This is a genomic window from Nonomuraea sp. NPDC051298, from assembly GCF_055586305.1.
Map to the genome: position 1 here is coordinate 16,218 of NZ_JBVJIM010000045.1, position 18,274 is coordinate 34,491.

18 protein-coding genes and 1 riboswitch are annotated in these 18,274 nt (G+C 69.1%); of the genes, 11 read left to right on the top strand and 7 right to left on the bottom strand.

All coding sequences use genetic code 11. The features are described from left to right. Positions 1 to 38: 38 nt before the first annotated feature. Together ACZ6S0_RS51265 and ACZ6S0_RS51270 are read right to left on the bottom strand one after the other, a co-directional pair. Positions 39 to 905 (bottom strand): ABC transporter ATP-binding protein, encoded by an 867-nt coding sequence (locus tag ACZ6S0_RS51265; RefSeq protein WP_465928170.1) that lies wholly within the window; start codon positions 903 to 905, stop codon positions 39 to 41. Then, complete coding sequence (locus tag ACZ6S0_RS51270; protein ID WP_465928172.1) at positions 898 to 1,833, bottom strand: ABC transporter permease; 936 nt, start codon at positions 1,831 to 1,833, stop codon at positions 898 to 900. The genes ACZ6S0_RS51265 and ACZ6S0_RS51270 overlap by 8 nt, the downstream gene beginning before the upstream one ends. A 473-nt stretch (positions 1,834 to 2,306) precedes the next feature. Between ACZ6S0_RS51270 and ACZ6S0_RS51275 the strand changes: the two genes are divergently transcribed. From ACZ6S0_RS51275 to ACZ6S0_RS51295, 5 genes are all read left to right on the top strand, one after another. Next, the gene (locus ACZ6S0_RS51275; protein WP_465928174.1) at positions 2,307 to 3,947 is read left to right on the top strand and encodes a peptide ABC transporter substrate-binding protein; all 1,641 of its coding nucleotides are present in this window, start codon (positions 2,307 to 2,309) and stop codon (positions 3,945 to 3,947) included. A gap of 127 nt (positions 3,948 to 4,074) precedes the next feature. Then, positions 4,075 to 5,019, top strand: a complete 945-nt coding sequence (locus tag ACZ6S0_RS51280; RefSeq protein WP_465928176.1) for an ABC transporter permease — start codon at positions 4,075 to 4,077, stop codon at positions 5,017 to 5,019. Continuing rightward, on the top strand, positions 5,012 to 5,986 hold the full coding sequence (locus ACZ6S0_RS51285; protein ID WP_465928178.1) for an ABC transporter permease: 975 nt from the start codon (positions 5,012 to 5,014) through the stop codon (positions 5,984 to 5,986). Before ACZ6S0_RS51280 ends, ACZ6S0_RS51285 begins: the two co-directional genes overlap by 8 nt. A 13-nt stretch (positions 5,987 to 5,999) precedes the next feature. Next, a complete protein-coding gene (locus ACZ6S0_RS51290) occupies positions 6,000 to 7,034 on the top strand; it encodes an ABC transporter ATP-binding protein (RefSeq protein ID WP_465928180.1) in 1,035 nt (344 codons plus the stop codon). Beyond that, a complete protein-coding gene (locus tag ACZ6S0_RS51295; RefSeq protein ID WP_465928182.1) occupies positions 7,021 to 8,034 on the top strand; it encodes an ABC transporter ATP-binding protein in 1,014 nt (337 codons plus the stop codon). Before ACZ6S0_RS51290 ends, ACZ6S0_RS51295 begins: the two co-directional genes overlap by 14 nt. Before the next feature lie 60 nt (positions 8,035 to 8,094). Here ACZ6S0_RS51295 and ACZ6S0_RS51300 read toward each other — a convergent pair whose 3' ends face one another. The 3 genes from ACZ6S0_RS51300 to ACZ6S0_RS51310 are packed head-to-tail and all read right to left on the bottom strand — an operon-like array spanning position 8,095 to position 10,866. Further along, complete coding sequence (locus ACZ6S0_RS51300) at positions 8,095 to 9,276, bottom strand: lipid-transfer protein (protein WP_465928184.1); 1,182 nt, start codon at positions 9,274 to 9,276, stop codon at positions 8,095 to 8,097. Continuing rightward, entirely contained in the window at positions 9,273 to 9,677 is a 405-nt protein-coding gene (locus ACZ6S0_RS51305) for a Zn-ribbon domain-containing OB-fold protein (protein WP_465928186.1), read from the bottom strand. Before ACZ6S0_RS51305 ends, ACZ6S0_RS51300 begins: the two co-directional genes overlap by 4 nt. A gap of 25 nt (positions 9,678 to 9,702) precedes the next feature. After that, positions 9,703 to 10,866, bottom strand: a complete 1,164-nt coding sequence (locus ACZ6S0_RS51310) for a S8 family serine peptidase (RefSeq protein ID WP_465928188.1) — start codon at positions 10,864 to 10,866, stop codon at positions 9,703 to 9,705. 377 nt (positions 10,867 to 11,243) lie between these two features. On the opposite strand from ACZ6S0_RS51310, the gene ACZ6S0_RS51315 reads away from it, so the two are divergent. Together ACZ6S0_RS51315 and otsB are read left to right on the top strand one after the other, a co-directional pair. Beyond that, a complete protein-coding gene (locus ACZ6S0_RS51315; protein WP_344894263.1) occupies positions 11,244 to 11,543 on the top strand; it encodes a DUF3263 domain-containing protein in 300 nt (99 codons plus the stop codon). 39 nt (positions 11,544 to 11,582) lie between these two features. Beyond that, positions 11,583 to 12,353, top strand: a complete 771-nt coding sequence (otsB, locus tag ACZ6S0_RS51320; protein WP_465928190.1) for a trehalose-phosphatase — start codon at positions 11,583 to 11,585, stop codon at positions 12,351 to 12,353. 36 nt (positions 12,354 to 12,389) lie between these two features. On the opposite strand, the gene ACZ6S0_RS51325 is transcribed toward otsB, so the two are convergent. Next, positions 12,390 to 13,553 (bottom strand): MFS transporter, encoded by a 1,164-nt coding sequence (locus tag ACZ6S0_RS51325; RefSeq protein ID WP_465928192.1) that lies wholly within the window; start codon positions 13,551 to 13,553, stop codon positions 12,390 to 12,392. Positions 13,554 to 13,593: 40 nt separating this feature from the next. Continuing rightward, positions 13,594 to 15,018 carry an alpha,alpha-trehalose-phosphate synthase (UDP-forming) gene (locus tag ACZ6S0_RS51330; RefSeq protein WP_465928199.1) on the bottom strand — a complete coding sequence of 475 codons (1,425 nt, stop codon included), beginning with the start codon at positions 15,016 to 15,018 and terminating at the stop codon, positions 13,594 to 13,596. Between the two features lie 31 nt (positions 15,019 to 15,049). Between ACZ6S0_RS51330 and ACZ6S0_RS51335 the strand changes: the two genes are divergently transcribed. The 4 genes from ACZ6S0_RS51335 (at position 15,050) to ACZ6S0_RS51350 (ending at position 17,812) form a co-directional block, all read left to right on the top strand. Continuing rightward, entirely contained in the window at positions 15,050 to 15,604 is a 555-nt protein-coding gene (locus tag ACZ6S0_RS51335) for an RNA polymerase sigma factor (protein ID WP_465928194.1), read from the top strand. A gap of 79 nt (positions 15,605 to 15,683) precedes the next feature. Continuing rightward, positions 15,684 to 15,825, top strand: a riboswitch (SAM riboswitch). A 13-nt stretch (positions 15,826 to 15,838) separates the two neighbouring features. Next, positions 15,839 to 17,071, top strand: coding sequence for a threonine synthase (gene thrC, locus ACZ6S0_RS51340; protein ID WP_465928196.1), 1,233 nt, complete (start codon positions 15,839 to 15,841; stop codon positions 17,069 to 17,071). A 24-nt stretch (positions 17,072 to 17,095) separates the two neighbouring features. Continuing rightward, complete coding sequence (locus tag ACZ6S0_RS51345) at positions 17,096 to 17,371, top strand: MoaD/ThiS family protein (protein WP_344894278.1); 276 nt, start codon at positions 17,096 to 17,098, stop codon at positions 17,369 to 17,371. A 240-nt stretch (positions 17,372 to 17,611) separates the two neighbouring features. After that, positions 17,612 to 17,812: a cold-shock protein gene (locus ACZ6S0_RS51350; RefSeq protein ID WP_068927743.1), complete on the top strand. Its 201-nt coding sequence runs from the start codon at positions 17,612 to 17,614 to the stop codon at positions 17,810 to 17,812. Positions 17,813 to 18,274 lie beyond the last annotated feature (462 nt).

Here is an 18,274-nt window from a genome sequence, read left to right on the forward strand (position 1 = left end):
GGAACGCCCTGGCGGAGGTGGGGGTGGTGATACGGAGGTCAGCCCTTGTTGTAGGCGGCGATGACTTCCTTCGGGTCGCCGTCCATCTTGACCTTGCCCTTGTGCAGCCAGATGACCCGGTTGCAGGTCTCCTCAATGACCCGCAGGTCGTGGGCCACGAGGAAGACCGTGCCGGCCGACTCGCGGATCTGGCGGATGCGCTGCTCGCTCTTCTTGCGGAACTCGCGGTCGCCGGTCGCCAGGGCCTCGTCGATGAGCAGGACGTTGTGCGTCTTGGCGGAGGAGATGGCGAAGCGCAGGCGGGCGCCCATGCCGGAGGAGTAGGTGGACATGGGGAGCTGGACAAACTCATCGATGCCGGAGAAGTCGACGATCTCCTGGTATTTCTCCCTGACCTCGGCGGGCGTCATGCCCATGGCGTAGCAGCCGAGGACGATGTTGCGCTCGCCGGTCAGCTCGCGCATGAGCGCCGCGTTGACGCCGAGCAGCGAGGGCTGGCCGTCGGTGTAGACGGCGCCCTTGTGCGGGGGCAGCAGGCCCGCGATGGCGCGCAGCAGGGTGGACTTGCCCGACCCGTTGCGCCCCACGATGCCGATGGCGTCGCCGTGGTAGGCCACGAAGGTCACGCCCTTGACCGCGTGGACCTCTTTCATCTGCGGGCGGCCCTGGCGCTTCAGTACGCGCGTGAGCGCGTTGACCGCGTTGCCCTTCTCGGCGTCGGAGGCGGCACCGTAGACGCGGTAGACGATGTGGAGGTCGTCGACGATGACGGTGGGAGTGCCCGTGGGCGCATCGAGGGGCCGCTTGCCCGAAGGCTCCGGGGCGGGATGCACCTTCACATCCTTACCGGGGGCGGTGGGCTTGTCGGCCTTCACCTGTGACAGCTCCTTGGTCAGTTCAGCCACGCCCGTACCTCTCCTCGGACCGCCAGAAGTACCAGAAGCCGAAGCCGAGTGCGAACACCGCCCAGAATACGCAAGACATCCACACCATCGGCGGGGGGTGGTGGCCGAACTCGGGGTTGTGCGTAGTGATGAGGATCTCGCGCATCCACTCGATGAACGAGGCCGCCGGGTTGAGGTACATCACGTTGGCCACCCACTGGGGCAGCTCTGCGGAGGTGACGACCTTGTCCTGGATCGAGAAGAACACGCCCGAGGCGTAGAGCCAGGTGCGGGTGATGAACGGCAGCAACTGGTTGAGATCGCGCATCGTGGCGCCGAGCCGCGCGATCACGAGGCCGGCGCCGATGTTGAACATCGTCTGCAGGAGGAGCACCACGGGGATCATGAGCCAGAACCAGGTGGGCCACTCGCCGGTGATGACCACGAGGACGAGCAGCACGCCCATGGAGATGGCGAGCTGCTGCAGCTCCTGGATCGTGTACGCCAGCGGCAGCGACGCCCGGGGGAAGTGCAGCGCCCTGATCATCGACAGGTTGCCCGAGATCGACTTCGCGCCGGCGGTGACCGTGCGCTGCGTGTAGGTGAAGATGAACATCCCGGTCAGCAGGAACGCCGGATAGTTCACGATGTCCTTGCCGCCGCCCAGGATGAGGCCGAACATCAGGAAGTAGATGGCGGCGTTGAGCAGCGGGGTCAGCACCTGCCAGAGCTGGCCGAGCGCCGAGCTGGAATATTTCGTGACGTTGCGCGAGGTCGCGTACGTCAGGATGAAATGACGGCGCTGCCATAGCTGGCGCACGTAGACAGGAAACCTCGGCCGTGCGATGGCACGGCGAAGGCCGTATCTCTTGGCGAGCTTGGCCAGCGGCTCCTGCCCGCTTCGGCCGCCCGCCTGGGCGTCCGCTACAGCGGATTCCGGCTGGCTCATGGCAAGGACTCTATTGGATCCCGGTCGGTGAAGTGCCTGTCGTGAGGGTTCGCGACAGACAGTTGGACGGTGCCTTCGGACGCCGGGTTCCAAGGCGTCGTCAAGACCTGCTCAACCGTAGCCCAGCGAGCCGGGGCGTGCTGGCAAGGGCGCGACTGTGGTCGTGTAGGGGGTATTTTTCATCGACTGTTCACGTCCAGGACCTTCCCGTCAGAGGTGATTTGCGCCGTTTGCGAATCATCGGGCTAAATGTCTGTGACGTTGGATAGGCGCACGTGTGACCGAACTGCAACGCGCCAGAGACTCCCTGGTGGCAAGTAGTGAGGGATAGTCGCGATCGACTGGCAGGGCGTCGGCTGGTTTGACCAGGTCAGCCAAATCCGGAGGGATACCAGGAACCCACCGTCAGGCTGCGCATGATCACTGCAGCTCAGCGCTAGGCGCCCACCTGTAGAGGGAGGAATTCTTTCACCATGCGTGTTACTAAGGGCGCACAGATCGTCGCCGGTACCGCGCTGCTCGCTCTCGCGGTTGCCGCGTGTGGCGGCGGTGCCTCGGACAACGGTGGCACCGCTGCGGGCGGCGGCGGAGAGACGCCGGTCCGCATGGAGGTCGGCGAGCCTCAGGAGCTCCTCGTCCCGCAGAACACCTCTGAGACCGAGGGTTCCGAGGTACTCGCGGCCGTGTTCTCCCCGCTCGTCCGCTACGACGAGCAGAAGCAGCCGGTCGAGGAGGCGGCGGAGTCCGTCACCACGACGGACAGCAAGGTCTGGACGATCAAGCTCAAGTCCGGCTACACCTGGCACGACGGCACCCCCGTGACCGCCGCCGACTACGCGCGCGCGTGGAACTACGCCGCCCTGCAGGACAACGCCATGAGCGCGTCCTACTTCTTCGGCCGCGTGGACGGCTATCTGGACGTGCACCCGGGCGAGGGCAAGACGCCGACGGTCAAGGAGATGAAGGGTCTCAAGGTCGTCGACGACAGCACGCTCGAGGTCACGCTCACCGCGCCGTTCTCGCAGTTCAAGACCATGCTGGGCTACACCGCCTTCTACCCGCTGCCCCAGTCGGCGCTCGGCCCCGACGGCAAGATCACCCAGGCCTATGGTGAGAAGCCGGTCGGCCAGGGCCTGTTCAAGTTGGACAAGCCCTACAAGAAGGGCACCGACCAGACCATCGACATGTCGGTCTACGACAAGTTCACCGGCAAGAAGCCGACCGGCTGGACGAAGCTCCAGTTCAAGGTCTACACCAGCTCCGAGACCGCGTGGAACGACCTGCAGGCCGAGAACCTGGACATCCACGACTCCCTGCCGGCCACCGCGATCTCCACGGCCAAGTCCGTGCTCGGCGACCGCTACTTCGACGAGCCCGACGCCGCCATCGGCTACATCGGCGTGCCGCTGCGGTACAACAAGGAGTTCGACAACGTCGACATCCGCAAGGCCATCTCGATGGCCATCGACCGCAAGACGATCACCGACACGGTGTTCTCCGGCACCCGTGCCCCGGCCGACGACTTCATCAACCCGGCCATCCCCGGCTACCGCCAGGGCGCCTGCGAGGCGTGCTCGTACAACCCGGCCGAGGCCAAGAAGCTGTACGAGTCGGCCAACGGGCCCAAGACCATCGAGCTGGGCTACAACGCCGACGGCGGCCACAAGGAGTGGATCGAGGCCGTCGCCATCAACCTGCGTTCCAACCTGGGCATCGAGGTCACGCCGAAGCCGTTCGAGAAGTTCCAGGGCATCCTGGACGCGCTCGACGCCAAGGAGTACAAGGGCCTGTTCCGCATGGGCTGGTCGATCGACTACCCGTCGGCCGAGAACTACCTGACCCCGATCTTCGGCACCGGCGCCATCGGCACCGGCTCCAACTACGGCGGCTACTCCAACAAGGAGTTCGACGACCTGGTGGCCAAGGGTGACCAGGCGACGGACGCCGCCGAGGGCCTGAAGTTCTACCAGCAGGCGGGCGACATCCTGATCAAGGAGCTGCCGTACATCCCGGTCTACTTCTACCGCAGCAACTACGGGCACTCCACGAAGATCAAGAACGTCAAGCTCAACCTGCTCAACCAGGTCAACTGGGCCGACATCGAGAAGGCCTGACGTCATTCGCGAGGTGGACGGCACTTGCCGTCCACCCGTCGAAGGACTGAGCTTGGAGGCAGTCACTCGAGCCGGGTAAATCACGGACTCAGGGGGGCTGCCTCCAAGTGCGTACCGGAGGGCTGGAATGGGCCGATATGTCATTAGGCGTTTGATCCAGGCGATACCCGTCCTGCTCGGCGCCACACTACTCATCTTCTGCATCGTCTTCGCGCTGCCTGGTGATCCCATCGCGGCGCTGTTCGGAGACAAGCGCCCGGACCCGGCCGTGGCCGAGGTCCTGCGCGAGCAGTACCACCTCAACGACCCGCTGCTGCTGCAGTACTGGTACTACATCAGCGGGGTGCTCCTCCACGGGGACTTCGGCGTGAACTTCGCCGACGTCCCGGTCTCCCAGATCATGGCGGGCAAGTTCCAGGTCACGCTGAACCTGGCGCTGGTGGCCCTGGTCATGGAGGCCGTCATCGGCGTCGGCCTCGGCCTGTGGGCGGCGCTGCGCCGCGGCAAGTCCACCGACACCATGATCCTCGCCTCGACCCTGCTGCTGATCTCGGTCCCGACCCTGGTGAGCGGCTTCGTCCTGCAACTCGTCCTGGGCGTGAAGCTCAAGCAGTGGACCGGCCTGGACATATTCCCGGTCGCGGGCACGTTCGCGGGACTGCGCAGCTACCTGGTGCCCGGCTTCGTGCTGGCCGGGGTCTCGGTGGCGTACCTGACCAGGCTCACCAGGACGAGCCTGGTGGAGACGCTCAGGGCGGACTACATCCGCACCGCCACGGCCAAGGGCCTGTCCAGACGCCGCGTCATCGGCAGGCACGGCCTGCGCAACGCCTTGATCCCGCTGGTCACCTATCTGGGCGCCGACCTCGGCAACCTGATGGGCGGCGCGGTGATCACGGAGACGATCTTCAATCTCCCGGGGATTGGCAATCAGCTCTTCACGTCGGTTTACTTGCGGGAACAGCCGGTTGTCGTGGGCATCGTCACCATTCTGGTGCTGATCTACATCCTGGCCAACCTGGTCGTCGACTTGTTGTACGCCGTGCTAGACCCGAGGATCCGCTATGAGTAACCCAACCCCGCCGGTCGGGCCGGGACTCCCGGAGACCCAGACGCTGGTCTCGGACACGGTGACCGCGCCGGCGCCGGCACGTGAGAGCAAGAAGGACAAGGGCAACAAGCCCGCCAGCCTGTGGTCCGACGCCTGGTATGACCTCAGACGCCGGCCGATGTTCATCATCTCGGTGATCATCATCCTGATCCTGCTGGTGATGTCGTTCTGGCCGTCGCTGTTCACCTCGATCGACCCGTTCAACGCCAGGACCTGCGACCTGTCCACGGCGCGTCAGGGGCCCAGCCCCGGCCACCTGTTCGGCCGGGACAACCAGGGGTGCGACGTCTACGCCAGGACGATCTACGGCGCCCGCAACTCCATCGTGATCGGCGTGTTCACCACGCTGATCACCACGCTCATCGGCGGGCTGCTCGGCATCATCGCCGGCTTCCGCGCCGGCGTGGTGGACACGGTCGCCTCGCGCGTCACGGAGATCTTCTTCGCCATCCCCCCGATCCTCGGCGCGCTGCTGATCGCGGCCACGTTCCGCGGCCGGGCCAACAGCATCCTGCTGGTGATCATCGCGCTGGCGGTGCTCGGCTGGCCGATGACGTACCGCATCATGCGGGCCGCCGTGATCACGGCGAAGAGCCAGGACTTCGTGGTCGCGGCCAGGGCGCTGGGCGCGGGAGCGGGCCGGATCATGTTCCGCCACCTGCTGCCGAACTCGCTGGCCCCGGTCATCGTCGTGGCCACGATCAACCTGGGCAGCTTCATCGCGGCCGAGGCCGCGCTGTCGTTCCTGGGCGTCGGCGTGCAGTCGCCGGACATCTCGTGGGGCCTGATGATCGCCGACGCGCGCAACAGGTTCCTGGAGGCGCAACTGCCGCTGGTGTTCCCCGCCGTGTTCCTGAGCGTCACCGTGCTCGCGTTCATCATGATGGGCGACGCCGTACGCGACGCGCTCGACCCGAAGCTCAGGTAGGAGGGGGGATCAAGTGAAGAAGACGTCCGCGGATGTGTTGCCGGCCGAGGGAGGGCTCGGCGACGAACCGCTGCTCGCGGTCGACGACCTGCACGTGGAGTTCGGCACGCGAGCCGGGGTCGTCCGCGCGGTCAACGGCGTGAGCTACTCGGTCGGCCCCGGCGAGACGCTGGCGGTGCTGGGCGAGTCGGGTTCGGGCAAGTCCGTGACGGCCCAGGCCATCATGGGCATCCTCGACATGCCGCCCGCGGTCATCCCCAAGGGGGAGATCCGTTTCAGGGGCACCGACCTGCTCAAGCTGTCGGAGGAGGCCCGCACCCAGGTGCGCGGCCAGCGGATCGCGATGATCTTCCAGGACGCGCTCTCCGCGCTCAACCCGGTGTTCACCGTGGGCTGGCAGATCAGCGAGATGTTCCGGGTGCACCGGGGCATGTCCAGGGGCGACGCCATGAAGAAGGCCGTCGAGCTGATGGACAGGGTCCGCATCCCGGCCGCCCGGCAGCGGGTGCAGGACTATCCGCACCAGTTCTCGGGCGGCATGCGCCAGCGCATCATGATCGCCATGGCGATCGCGCTCGACCCCGAGGTGCTGATCGCCGACGAGCCCACCACGGCGCTCGACGTGACCGTGCAGGCACAGATCATGGAACTGCTGGCCGAGCTGCAGCGCGAGAGCCAGATGGGCCTGATCCTGATCACCCACGACCTCGGCGTCGTGGCGGACGTGGCCGACAAGATCGCGGTCATGTACGCGGGCCGCATCGTCGAGCACGCCCCGGTGTACGACATCTACAAGTCGCCGGCGCACCCGTACACGAAGGGCCTGCTGGACTCGATCCCCCGGGTCGACCTCAAGGGCCAGGAACTGTACGCGATCAAGGGGCTGCCGCCCAACCTGCTGGATCTGCCGGAGGGGTGCTCGTTCCACCCGCGGTGCCCGTACCGGCAGGACAACTGCGTGTCCGACGTCCCCCAGCTCTACGAGATCAGCGGCACGCGCGGCAGCGCCTGCCACTACTGGAGGGAGGTCCTCGATGGCGAACAGTGAGCGCATCCTCGAGGTGCGCGACCTGGTCAAGCACTTCCCGCTCACCCAGGGGATCCTCTTCAAGAAGCAGATCGGCGCGATCAAGGCCGTCGACGGCGTCTCGTTCGACCTGAACAAGGGCGAGACGCTGGGCATCGTGGGCGAGTCCGGCTGCGGCAAGTCCACGCTCGCCAAGGTCCTGATGGCGCTCGAACGGCCCACGTCGGGCTCGGTGAAGATCAACGGCAGGGACATCGCCAAGGCGGAGGGCGGCGAGCTGAAGCGCATGCGCCGCAACATCCAGATGGTGATGCAGGACCCGTACACCTCGCTGAACCCCCGGATGACGGTCGGCGACATCATCGGCGAGCCGTACGAGATCCACACGGAGGTCGCGCCCAAGGGCGACCGGCACCGGCGGGTGCAGGAGCTGCTGGAGGTGGTCGGGCTCAACCCCGACCACATCAACCGCTACCCGCACCAGTTCTCCGGCGGACAGCGGCAGCGCATCGGCATCGCCCGCGGGCTGGCGCTGCAGCCGGAGATCATCGTCTGCGACGAGCCGGTCTCGGCGCTGGACGTGTCGATCCAGGCGCAGGTCATCAACCTGCTGGAGCGGCTGCAGAACGAGTTCAACCTGGCCTACATCTTCATCGCCCACGACCTGTCGGTGGTGCGCCACATCTCCGACAGGGTGGGGGTGATGTACCTGGGCAAGTTCGTGGAGCTGGGCAAGGACGCCGACATCTACGACAAGCCCGCCCATCCGTACACGCAGGCGCTGCTGTCGGCGGTGCCGGTGCCCGACCCCGACGGGCGGGAGCGTCGTGAGCGGATCATCCTGCAGGGTGACCCGCCGTCTCCGGCCAACCCGCCGAGCGGGTGCCGGTTCCGTACGCGGTGCTGGAAGGCGCAGGAGATCTGCGCGGAGGAGGAGCCGCTGCTGCAGATCCGGTCGGGGACCGGGCACGAGAGCGCCTGCCACTTCGCCGACACGCACGACGTGGTGAGCGTGGGCTGACCCGCCCACCGCACGGAACGACGGCCCCCGGGAGGTCTCCTTCCGGGGGCCCTGTCTTTGTCAGGTCGTGGCGATGACGGCGGAGCCGTGGCCGAACAGCCCCTGGTTGGCGGCCAGGCCCACGCAGGCGTCCGGCACCTGGCGGGCCCCCGCCGCGCCCCGGAGCTGCGTCGTCAGCTCGCAGAGCTGGGCGATGGCCTGGGCGGGGATCGCTTCGCCGAACGAGGCCAGACCGCCCGACGGGTTCACCGGGATCCGGCCCCCGAGCGCGGTCTCGCCGGAGCGCAGGAGCTGGTCCGCCTCGCCGGCCGGGCACAGCCCGAGGTCCTCCGTCCAGTCGAGTTCCAGGGCCGTCGACAGGTCGTACACCTCGGCCAGCGACACGTCCCGGGGTTCGGCCCCCGCCTCCTCGTACGCCGCGTGCGCGAGCGCCGCCCTGAAGGGCCTCTCCGGCGCGGGAACGGCGGCACAGGAGTCCGTGGCGAAGTCCGGCAGCTCCAGCACCGTGTTCGGGAAGACCGGCGTGACCGTGGACACCGCGGCCAGCCGGACGTGCCGGGTGGCGTGGCGGCGCGCGTACGACTCCGACGTCAGCACCACCGCGGCGCCGCCGTCCGAGGTGGCGCAGATGTCCATGAGGCGCAGCGGGTCGGCCACCATGGGGGAGGCGAGCACCTGCTCGGCCGTGACCGGCTCGCGGTAGCGGGCCATCGGGTTGAGCGAGCCGGCCAGCGCGTTCTTGACCTTGACGGCCGCGAAGTCGGCGGGGGTCGAGCCGTGCAGGGCCATGCGGCGGCGCGCGTAGAGCGCGAAGTACGCCGGGTTGGCGGCCCCGAGCAGGCGGAACCGCAGCCAGTCCGGGTCGTCGGGCCGGTCGCCGCCCACCGGCGCGAAGAAGCCCTTGGGCGCCGCGTCCGCCCCGACCACGAGCGCCACGTCGCACATCCCGGCCAGGATCCTGGCACGCGCGATGTCCAGCGCCTGGGCCCCGGACGCGCAGGCCGCGTAGCAGGAGGCGACCCTGGCGCCCGACCAGCCCAGCGCCCTGGCGTAGGAGGCGCCGGAGACGAAGCCGGGATAGCCGTTCCTGATCGTGTCGGCCCCGACCACGAACTGCACGTCCGTCCAGGCCAGCCCGGCGTCGCGCAGGGCGGCGCGGGCGGCGGCCACGCCGTACTCCAGGAAGGGGCGGCCCCACTTGCCCCAGGGATGCATCCCGACGCCCAGCACCGCCACGCTCATGAGGCCCGCCCCCACATCCACACCAGCGGCCCGTCGGCCAGCGGGCCCGAGGTCAGCTCCAGCTCCATGCCCACCGCGAGCTGTTCCACGGTCAGGCCGCCGACCTGGCCGAGCACCACGATGCCCACCTCGTCGAGCTCGACCGCGGCCAGCGTCACCGGCTCGTACGGCTCGGCCGCCACGAACGGCGCCGGCGGCGGGTAGCAGGCGTTCGTGTACGACCAGACCCGCCCGCGCCGCGGCAGCCCGACGGTCTCCATGTCCGTGCCCTCGCAGCGCGGGTTGGGGCACGAGCCGTGCCTGGGCGGGAAGCAGACCGTGCCGCAGCCCGCGCACCTGGTGCCGAGCAGGCGGGCGCCGTCCTCCTCGACGGTGAACCAGCCCTCGATCGCGTACGTCATAGCCGGAGTATCACACAAGCGCTTGCTAGGTTGAATCCCTCCCGCGGCGGCGCAGCACCACCCGGCCCGACATCGCCACCATCAGCAGCACCAGCCCCGCCACCACCGGCATCCTGGAGGCCGGCGCGGGCCCCGCGCCGAAGTACCGCCCCGGCCTGGGCGGCGCCGACGCCGGCCGGGCCAGCCGGTCGGCCTCCCGCAGGGCCAGCAGCGCGTCGGCCACGCCGTGCCCGTAGGCGGGGCTGTGGCCGCCGGGGGGCCGCCGCCTCGTGCCCAGCTCGACGGCCGTCCGCACCTGGTGGGGCGTCAGGCCGGGGTGGGCCGACCTGACCAGGGCCGCGATGCCCGCGACCGTGGCGGCGGCCGAGCTGGTGCCGTCGCCCACCACGTACGAGTCGTCGCCGTCGGCGGTCACGATCTCCGTGCCAGGGGCCACCACGGACACGTAGTCCTGCCTGTTGGAGAAGGGGGCGACGGTCATCCGCCGGTCCACCGCGCCCACCGCGATCACGCCGGGGTAGGCGGCGGGGAAGTTCTTCCTGTTGCCGGAGTCGCCGTCGTTGCCCGACGAGGCCACCAGCACCGCGCCCTTGCCGATCGCGTACCGCACGGCCGCCTCCTCCGCCGCCGAGCCCTCCCACGCGCCGCTGCCGCCCCCGAGTGACATGCTGATCACGCCGGCGCCGTGGTCGGCCGCGTACCGGATGCCCTCGGCCAGCGCGTCGGAGCGGACGGAGGGGTTCTTCGCGCGGCGCGGGTCGCCGTTCTCCAGCGTGACCCGTACCGACAGCACCTGGGCGGCGGGGGCCACGCCGATGACGCCCCTGCGGCCCTCGTCGTGCCGGCGCCCGGCGATCAGGCTGGCCATGGCGGTGCCGTGCTGCCCCCACGGCCCCCTTCCCGTCCCGGTCAGGTCGGGGCCCTGGATGATCGCGCCTTCCAGGTCGGGGTGGCGGGGGTTCACGCCGGTGTCGAGCACGGCCACCACCACGCCCTCGCCGCGGCTCGACCGCCACGCCTCGGGCAGGCGCAGCGCGCCGAGCTGCCACTGCCCGGCCCGCGCCGCCTCGCCGACGTCGTCGGCGGAGCCGGAGGGCACGGGCTTCGCCACTGCCGCGATCGTCCCCGGATCCATGAACGCGCCCGCCATGAGTCCGGTCAGCAGGACGGGCGGGACGAGCTTCCTCATCGGGCCGGCGCCAGGTGCGGCGCCGCCGGCCCCACGGGGACGGGGCGGTCGGCGGACAGGGGGGAGAGCAGCATGACGTACAGGTGGTACACGACAACCTCGAGCGGGAGGGGAGGGGCCTCCGATGGCTCGCATTCTGACACGCGGAAGTCCGCCCAGCCCGACGCTTCGGTAAACAGTCCGATACGCGGAGTAGTTCTCATGTGCCGCTTTTCGCCGATGAAGATGGTGAAAGTCGGACATGCGCACGCGGTGGGAGTCCCGGCCGCCGCGCCGCGTACCCCAATCCGCCGTGAACAGCCGCACTCCGCACATTACGATTGGCCACGGGCCGCGTGCGGGCGAGACCATCGCTCGCCCCTTTCGAGGAGGACACCATGGGAGCACCCCTCAGCGGTGACGATGCTGCCCAGGAACCGTCCCGACAACCACTCTCAGAACGCGATCTCGAGCTCCTCGCCTTCGAGCGCCAATGGTGGCGCTACGCGGGCGCGAAGGAGCACGCCATCAAGGAGACGTTCGGGTTCTCCGCCACGCGCTACTACCAGTTGCTCGGTGAGCTGATCGACCGGCCGGAGGCGCTCGAACACGATCCCATGCTGGTCAAACGGCTGCGCAGGTTACGGTCCACGCGACGTCGTGACCGCGCCGCCAGAAGGCTCGGCATGCGTCCCTGACCGGCTGGGTACGGCAGCCGCGTGAGGAACATCCCTGGAATGAAGGCGATACTGAACGATCCGGCGGGCGCCGTGATCGGGCTCGACTTCGACGGCACCCTGTCGCCGATCGTGCCCGACCCCGCCGAAGCCGTGATCCACCCCGAGGCGCCCGAGGTGCTCGCCGCCCTGGGCGACCACGTCCGCGCGGTGGCCATCGTGACCGGCAGGCCCGCGGCCACCGCGCTGGAGCTCGGGCCAGGACTGGCCGGCGTGCCCGGGCTGGTGGTGCTCGGGCACTACGGGTTCGAGCGCTGGGAGGCCGGGCGGATCTCCGCGCCCCCGCCTCCGCCGGGTGTGCGGCTGGCCGAGGCCGAGCTGCCGCTGCTGCTCGACTCCCTGGGCCTGTCCGAGGTGAGCGTCGAGGACAAGCACCGGGCCGTGGCCGTGCACACCAGGCGTGCCCCCGACCCCGAGGGCGCGCTGGCGGCGCTGCGCGAGCCGCTGGCCGAGCTGGCGGACAAGCACGGCCTGGTGGTCGAGCCCGGCCGCATGGTGCTGGAGCTGCGGCCCCCGGGCATGGACAAGGGGCAGGCGCTGAGCCTGTTCCTGGCCGAGCGGGCGGCCCGGTCGGTCATGTTCGTGGGTGACGATCTGGGCGACCTGGCGGCGTTCGAGGCCGTACGTGCCTCCGGGCTGCCGGGGGTGACCGTGTGCAGCGGGTCGGCCGAGGTGACCGCGCTGGCCGAACGCGCCGACCTCGTGGTCGACGGGCCCGACGGGGTGGTGGAACTGCTCGGTGAGCTGGTGGCGGCGTTCGGCCGGCTGTGACCGGCCGTTCGTGATGGGGCGCGGCCCCGAGGCGGCTCAGGAACGCCGCCCCGACGTGAGCACCCCGGCCAGCGCCAGCCCGATGAGCACCGGCACCATCAGGAACGCGGTCCAGGTGCCGAAACCGTCGGCGAGCGCACCGAGCGCGAGCGGCCCGGCCGCCATGGCGGCGCCCGCCCAGATCGGCGAGGCCGCCGCCGCCAGGTCCGCCCGGCCGCCGGAACCGGTGATCAGCGCGGCCAGCGCGAGCGGGAAGTGCAGGGAGACACCGAGCCCGCAGACCACCAGCCCGGCATACGACAGCAGGGGCTGGGTGCTCAGCCAGAACAGCAGCCAGCCCGCGGCCGTCACCGCCAGCGCCCCCGCGAACAGCGGCGTGCCCGGCAGGCGCAGCGCGAGCTGAGCCCCGGCGAACCTGCCCGCCGCCATACCCGCCACGAACGCCGTCAGCCCCGTGGCCGCCGTCGCCGCGCTCAGCCCCGTACGCGAGGCGAACAGGTCGGCGGCCCACAGGTTGAACGTGAACTCCAGCGCCACGCAGCAGAACAGCACCAGCCCCGCCAGGTGGAACCGCCAGCCGGGCCGCCCCGAGGAGGGCGCGCTCCCACCGGCCCCTGCGGCCCGCCGGTCGGGCCAGACCCCGCCCATGGCCAGCGCGAGCAGCACGCTGATGATCGGCGTGGCCAGCAGCGCGACCCGCCAGCCGAGCGCCGTCTGCGCGACCACGCTGAGCCCGAACGTCACCGCCATGCCCACGACGACCCCGACCGCGTTGGCCTCGCTGATCGCCGCGGGACCGGCCGGGCCGTGGTGATCGCTGAGCGTCGCCAGGCACGTGTAGAGCATGACCGAGCCGAACCAGCCGGACACGCCGTAGCCGAGCAGCGTCAGGGGCAGCGCGTCGGTGACCAGGATCATGAGCACGCCGGCGTTCATCCCGGCCAGGCCGATCCAGCACGTCGCGCGCCGCCCGAGTCGCCGGGTGAGCAGGGGCAGCAGGAGCCCGGCCGCGATCGTGCCGAGGGCCATGGAGGTGCCGTGCAGGCCCGCCACGGTGGCCGACGTGCGCTGGTCGGCGCGCAGCAGCGGCAGGGCGGCGCTCAGGCCGTACAGGAAGGTGGCGAACGTGCCGAGCTGCAGGTAGACGAGCCAGGTCGGGCGGTCTCTGACCAGTCGCGCGGAGGGTAAGACCGTGCTCACCCGGCAGCCTCCAGGGACTGAGGGACCTGTCGGTCCCATGTTAGGCCAGCGCGTCGAGCTGCGCCGCGAGCCATTTCCGCGGCGGCAGCGCGGTGGCGGCGGCGGCCAGCTCGTCGCGGCGCGAGCGGCGCTCGTCCTCGGGCATGACCAGCGCGGTGTGCAGCGCGGCGGCGGTGCCGCTGATGTCGTACGGGTTGACCAGGAGCGCGTGCTCGCCCAGCTCGGCCGCCGCCCCGGCCTCCCTCGACAGCACCAGCGCGCAGCGCGGCGACAGCACCGGGCCCTCCTTGGCCACCAGGTTCATGCCGTCGCGGACGGGGTTGACCAGCAGCACGTCGGCCATCCGGTACGCGGCCAGCGAACGCGCGTAGTCGTCTTCGACGTTGAGTATGAGCGGCTCCCACTCCTCGGTCGCGTACTCGTCCTCGATCTCCTTGGCGCAGCGCTGCACCGAGGCGGTGTACTCGCGGTATTCGGGCAGGTCGTGGCGGCTGGGGTAGGCGAAGACCAGGTGCACCACCCGGCCGTGCCACTCGGGGTGGGCGGCCAGGAACTCACGGTAGGCGTTCAGGCCGCGCACGATGTTCTTCGACAGCTCCGTGCGGTCGATGCGGACGATCAGTCTGCGCTCACCCACCTGCTCCCTGAGCACGGCCATGTGCGACTCGACGTCGGGCTCGCGGGCCCGCTCCCACAGCTCCGCGCCGTCCACGCCGAGGCTGTGCACGCCGATGCGGGTCGTCCGGCCCTCGTACGTGATCGTGCGCGCGACCCGGTCGGCCTCGGCGCCCAGCAGCCGCTCGCAGCAGTCCATGAACCCCCGCGCCCACCGGTCGGTGAGGAACCCGGCGTGATCGGCGCCCAGGATGCCCTCCAGGACCTCGCCGGCCACGTCGTCGGGCAGCAGGGAGAAGTATTCGGGCGGCGCCCACGGCGTGTGGCTGAAGTGGGCGATGCGCAGGTCGGGCCGCTCGGCGCGGAGCAGGGCCGGGGTCAGCGTCAGGTGGTAGTCCTGCACCATCACGCGGGCGCCGTGCCCCGCCTCCTCGGCCAGCGCCATCGCGAACGCGCCGTTGTAGTCGCGGTACGACTCCCACTCGCGCTCGAACCTGGTGCCGAAGCTGGGGGAGTTGGGGATGTCGTAGAGCAGGTGGTTGACGAACCACAGCGTGGAGTTGGCCACGGCGTTGTAGGCGCGGTGGAACGTGGCCGGCGCGATGTCGAGCATCCGCAGCGGGCCGGTGTCGTAGCCGGCGTGGTCGAGCCGGCCCCCGGCGGCCAGGCGTACGGCGCTGCGGTCGCCGTCGGACAGCGCGGCGCAGACCCACAGCACGCCGTCTTTCCTGGCGATGCCCGACAACCCCGAGACCAGGCCCCCACCCCCGCGTCTCATCGTCAGCTCGCCGTCGTCGGAGACGGTGAAGGAGACGGGCCCTCGGTTGGAGGCCAGCAGCACGCTGTTCATCATGGCTCCCTTCGACCATAGGATCCCAGCTATGGCGCTTGATGAGCTAACCGAGGAACTCGCCCGCTCCGCCGCCGCAGGGGACCATCGCGCACTTGGCGAGCTCCTGGCGCGGATCGAGCCTGATGTGCTGCGGCACTGCGCCCGGATCCTGCCCTATCACCAGGACGCGGAGGAGGCCTCGCAAGATACGTTGCTGGCCGTGGCGCGTAACATCGGGCGCTTCGAGGGGCGGGCCAGGTTCAGCACCTGGCTGCACATCGTGACGGCGAACTGCGCGCGCACCACGTACCGGTCGCTGAAGCGCAGGGCGGCCGAGCAGACCTCCGACGAGCTGCCCATGCAGAAGCCCGACGTGCGGCGGGTCAGCGTGATCGCGGGCTCGCGGCTCGACCTGCTCGACGCGATGGAGACGCTGGAGGCCGACAAGCCCGACCTGGCGCAGGCGCTGGTGCTGCGCGACATCGTCCAGCTCGACTACAACGAGGTGGCCGAGCAGCTCGGGATCCCGCTGGGCACGGCCAAGTCGCGCATTCACCAGGCCCGCAAATACGTGCAGGGATTGCTGGGGGAGGACTATCGCTGAGACTGCCCGTCTCGCATGTTGAGACGGGTGGTAATTTCGGCCCCTTAAGCGGGTAGAGTCCATTTCAACAACTGCATATTGCTCATCCAGAGGGGTGGAGGGACCGGCCCTGCGAAGCCCCGGCAACCCTCCCGGCTTTCGACTCGCGACCTGGCGAGGCCGACCGGGACAAGGTGCCAATTCCGGTTCGTGGTCAAGGTGGCCGCGGGCGAAGATGAGGGAAGGCCTCGCTTCATGTCGCTTGACTTTGGTCCTGCTGTCGGCCTCTCGTGCCGTGAGTGCGGTGCGCGCTACCCCCTGGGTCCCAACTTCGCGTGTCAGGAGTGTTTCGGGCCGCTCGAGGCGGCCTACTCCTTCGGCGACGTGACCCGCGCGGAGATCGAGTCGGGTCCCGCCAACATCTGGCGTTACCGTTCGCTGCTTCCCGTGCCGGCCGACGTGGCCAGTAAGCCCAATATGAACCCCGGCTGGACCAAATTGGTCAAGGCCGGAAACCTCGGCAGGACACTCGGCATCAAGTCGCTTTACGTGAAGGACGACTCGGGCAACCCCACCCACTCCTTCAAGGACCGCGTCGTCGCCATCGCCGTCGAGGCGGCGCGCAGCTTCGGTTTCCACACCCTTTCCTGCTCCTCCACCGGCAACCTGGCCGGCGCGGTCACCGCGGCGGCGGCGCGGGCGGGGCTCGAGGCGTGCGTGTTCATCCCGGCCGACCTGGAGCAGGCGAAGATCGCCATGGCCCGCGTGTTCGGCGGGAAGCTGATCGGGATCGAGGGCACGTACGACGAGGTCAACAGGTTCTGCTCCGAGCTGATCGGCGACCCGCTCGGCGACAAGTGGGGCTTCGTCAACGTCAACCTGCGGCCCTACTACGCCGAGGGCTCGAAGACGCTCGCGTACGAGATCGCCGAGCAGCTCGGGTGGCGGCTGCCCGAGCAGATCATCATCCCCATCGCCTCGGGCTCCCAGCTCACGAAGATCGACAAGGGCTTCAAGGAGCTGGTGGCGCTCGGCCTCGTCGAGGACACGCCTTACAAGATCTTCGGGGCCCAGGCCGCCGGGTGCTCGCCCGTGTCCACGGCCTACAAGGCCGGCCACGACGTCGTGCAGCCGGTCAAGCCCGACACCATCGCCAAGTCGCTGGCCATCGGCAACCCCGCCGACGGGCCGTACGTGCTGGACATCGCCCGGCGCACCGGAGGGGCCGTCGAAGACGTCACCGACGCGGAGATCGTGGCCGCGATCAAGCTGCTGGCCTCGACCGAGGGAGTCTTCGCCGAGACGGCGGGCGGCGTCACGGTGGGCGTGCTGAAGAAGCTCACCGAGAACGGCCTGCTCGACCCTGAGGCCGAGACCGTGGTGCTCAACACCGGCGACGGGCTCAAGACGCTCGACGCGATCAGCGGCGACGCCACGCCCACGGCCGTGATCCGGCCCTCTCTCGACGCGTTCCGCGCGACTGTCTGACAACCAGGAAAGGCGACGTAAACCATGAGCGTTTCTGTGCGGATTCCCACCATTCTGCGCACGTACACCGGCGGGAGCGCGGAGGTCAGTGGCGAGGGCGCGACTCTTCGTGACGTGCTCGCCAAGCTGGACTCCGACTACCCGGGGATCGGCGCGAGAATTCTTGATGAATCGGGCAAGATTCGGCGTTTTGTCAACGTTTACGTTGGGGAAGAGGACGTCCGTTTCACCGAGGGTCTCGACACTCCAGCCCCTGAGGGCACTCAGATCTCCATCATCCCGGCGGTTGCCGGCGGCTGACACCGTCCATCCCATGTGAAGGCGCCCCCTAGTGGGCGCCTTCTGCTTTTCCGGCCAATTCCGCGTTGAACTGCCTTCGGCGCGAACAAATAGGCGGTTTGCAGATTGACTCTGTTGCCAAACCCCGTGCCACAGGTATGGTCGAGGGCGATCGTCTGGCTGATTTTCGGTTAAGTCACACGATTACAGGTCCCGCGGAGGAATGGGCGAGATCTGGGAGACCAGTAAGAGGAGTCGGAAGTGGCGCAGGGCACCGTCAAGTGGTTCAACGCGGACAAGGGCTACGGCTTCATCGCGGTAGACGGTGGTAAGGATGTATTCGTCCATTACTCAGCGATCATGATGGACGGGTACCGATCTCTCGAGCAGGGACAGCGCGTCGAGTTCGAGATCACGCAGGGCCAGAAGGGGCCGCAGGCGGAGTCCGTCCGCGCGGTCTGATCAGCACTGGTTTGCACCGGGCGGGATCGCACGGCAGCGCAGTCCGTGCGATCCGTTCACCTCTCTCTTTCGCCGACTCGCGTACGGCGGGCCGCTCGGGGCGGCTCGCCGTACCGGCACACCGACCACCGGCACACTGACCTGGGAAAGAACCCTGGGCAGGTGAGCGTTCGCTTGCACTCGGCAGGGTAGAGTGCTAAACAGTTCGTTGGCACTCTGTGCAGCAGAGTGCCAACATCGGATCGAGACGATGGGGTCTGCCGAACGGAGATGCTGACCCATGCCGTCGCGGGCGTCGGCTCGGTCCACGACAAGCCACCCTGCATCTGGGAGGTCTAGCCTTATGGCAGCCAAGATGATCGCGTTTGACGAGGACGCCCGGCGCGGTCTCGAGCGTGGTATGAACCAGCTCGCCGACGCCGTCAAGGTGACCTTGGGTCCCAAGGGCCGCAACGTCGTGCT

Excerpts from the sequence above, each read along its gene's own strand:
- ACZ6S0_RS51270 (WP_465928172.1), bottom strand. The coding sequence starts at position 1,833 with ATGAGCCAGCCGGAATCCGCTGTAGCGGACGCCCAGGCGGGCGGCCGA.
- ACZ6S0_RS51275 (WP_465928174.1), top strand. The coding sequence starts at position 2,307 with ATGCGTGTTACTAAGGGCGCACAGATCGTCGCCGGTACCGCGCTGCTC.
- ACZ6S0_RS51280 (WP_465928176.1), top strand. The coding sequence starts at position 4,075 with ATGGGCCGATATGTCATTAGGCGTTTGATCCAGGCGATACCCGTCCTG.
- ACZ6S0_RS51285 (WP_465928178.1), top strand. The coding sequence starts at position 5,012 with ATGAGTAACCCAACCCCGCCGGTCGGGCCGGGACTCCCGGAGACCCAG.
- ACZ6S0_RS51295 (WP_465928182.1), top strand. The coding sequence starts at position 7,021 with ATGGCGAACAGTGAGCGCATCCTCGAGGTGCGCGACCTGGTCAAGCAC.
- ACZ6S0_RS51300 (WP_465928184.1), bottom strand. The coding sequence starts at position 9,276 with ATGAGCGTGGCGGTGCTGGGCGTCGGGATGCATCCCTGGGGCAAGTGG.
- ACZ6S0_RS51305 (WP_465928186.1), bottom strand. The coding sequence starts at position 9,677 with ATGACGTACGCGATCGAGGGCTGGTTCACCGTCGAGGAGGACGGCGCC.
- ACZ6S0_RS51310 (WP_465928188.1), bottom strand. The coding sequence starts at position 10,866 with ATGAGGAAGCTCGTCCCGCCCGTCCTGCTGACCGGACTCATGGCGGGC.
- ACZ6S0_RS51315 (WP_344894263.1), top strand. The coding sequence starts at position 11,244 with ATGGGAGCACCCCTCAGCGGTGACGATGCTGCCCAGGAACCGTCCCGA.
- otsB (WP_465928190.1), top strand. The coding sequence starts at position 11,583 with ATGAAGGCGATACTGAACGATCCGGCGGGCGCCGTGATCGGGCTCGAC.
- ACZ6S0_RS51330 (WP_465928199.1), bottom strand. The coding sequence starts at position 15,018 with ATGAACAGCGTGCTGCTGGCCTCCAACCGAGGGCCCGTCTCCTTCACC.
- ACZ6S0_RS51335 (WP_465928194.1), top strand. The coding sequence starts at position 15,050 with ATGGCGCTTGATGAGCTAACCGAGGAACTCGCCCGCTCCGCCGCCGCA.
- thrC (WP_465928196.1), top strand. The coding sequence starts at position 15,839 with ATGTCGCTTGACTTTGGTCCTGCTGTCGGCCTCTCGTGCCGTGAGTGC.
- ACZ6S0_RS51345 (WP_344894278.1), top strand. The coding sequence starts at position 17,096 with ATGAGCGTTTCTGTGCGGATTCCCACCATTCTGCGCACGTACACCGGC.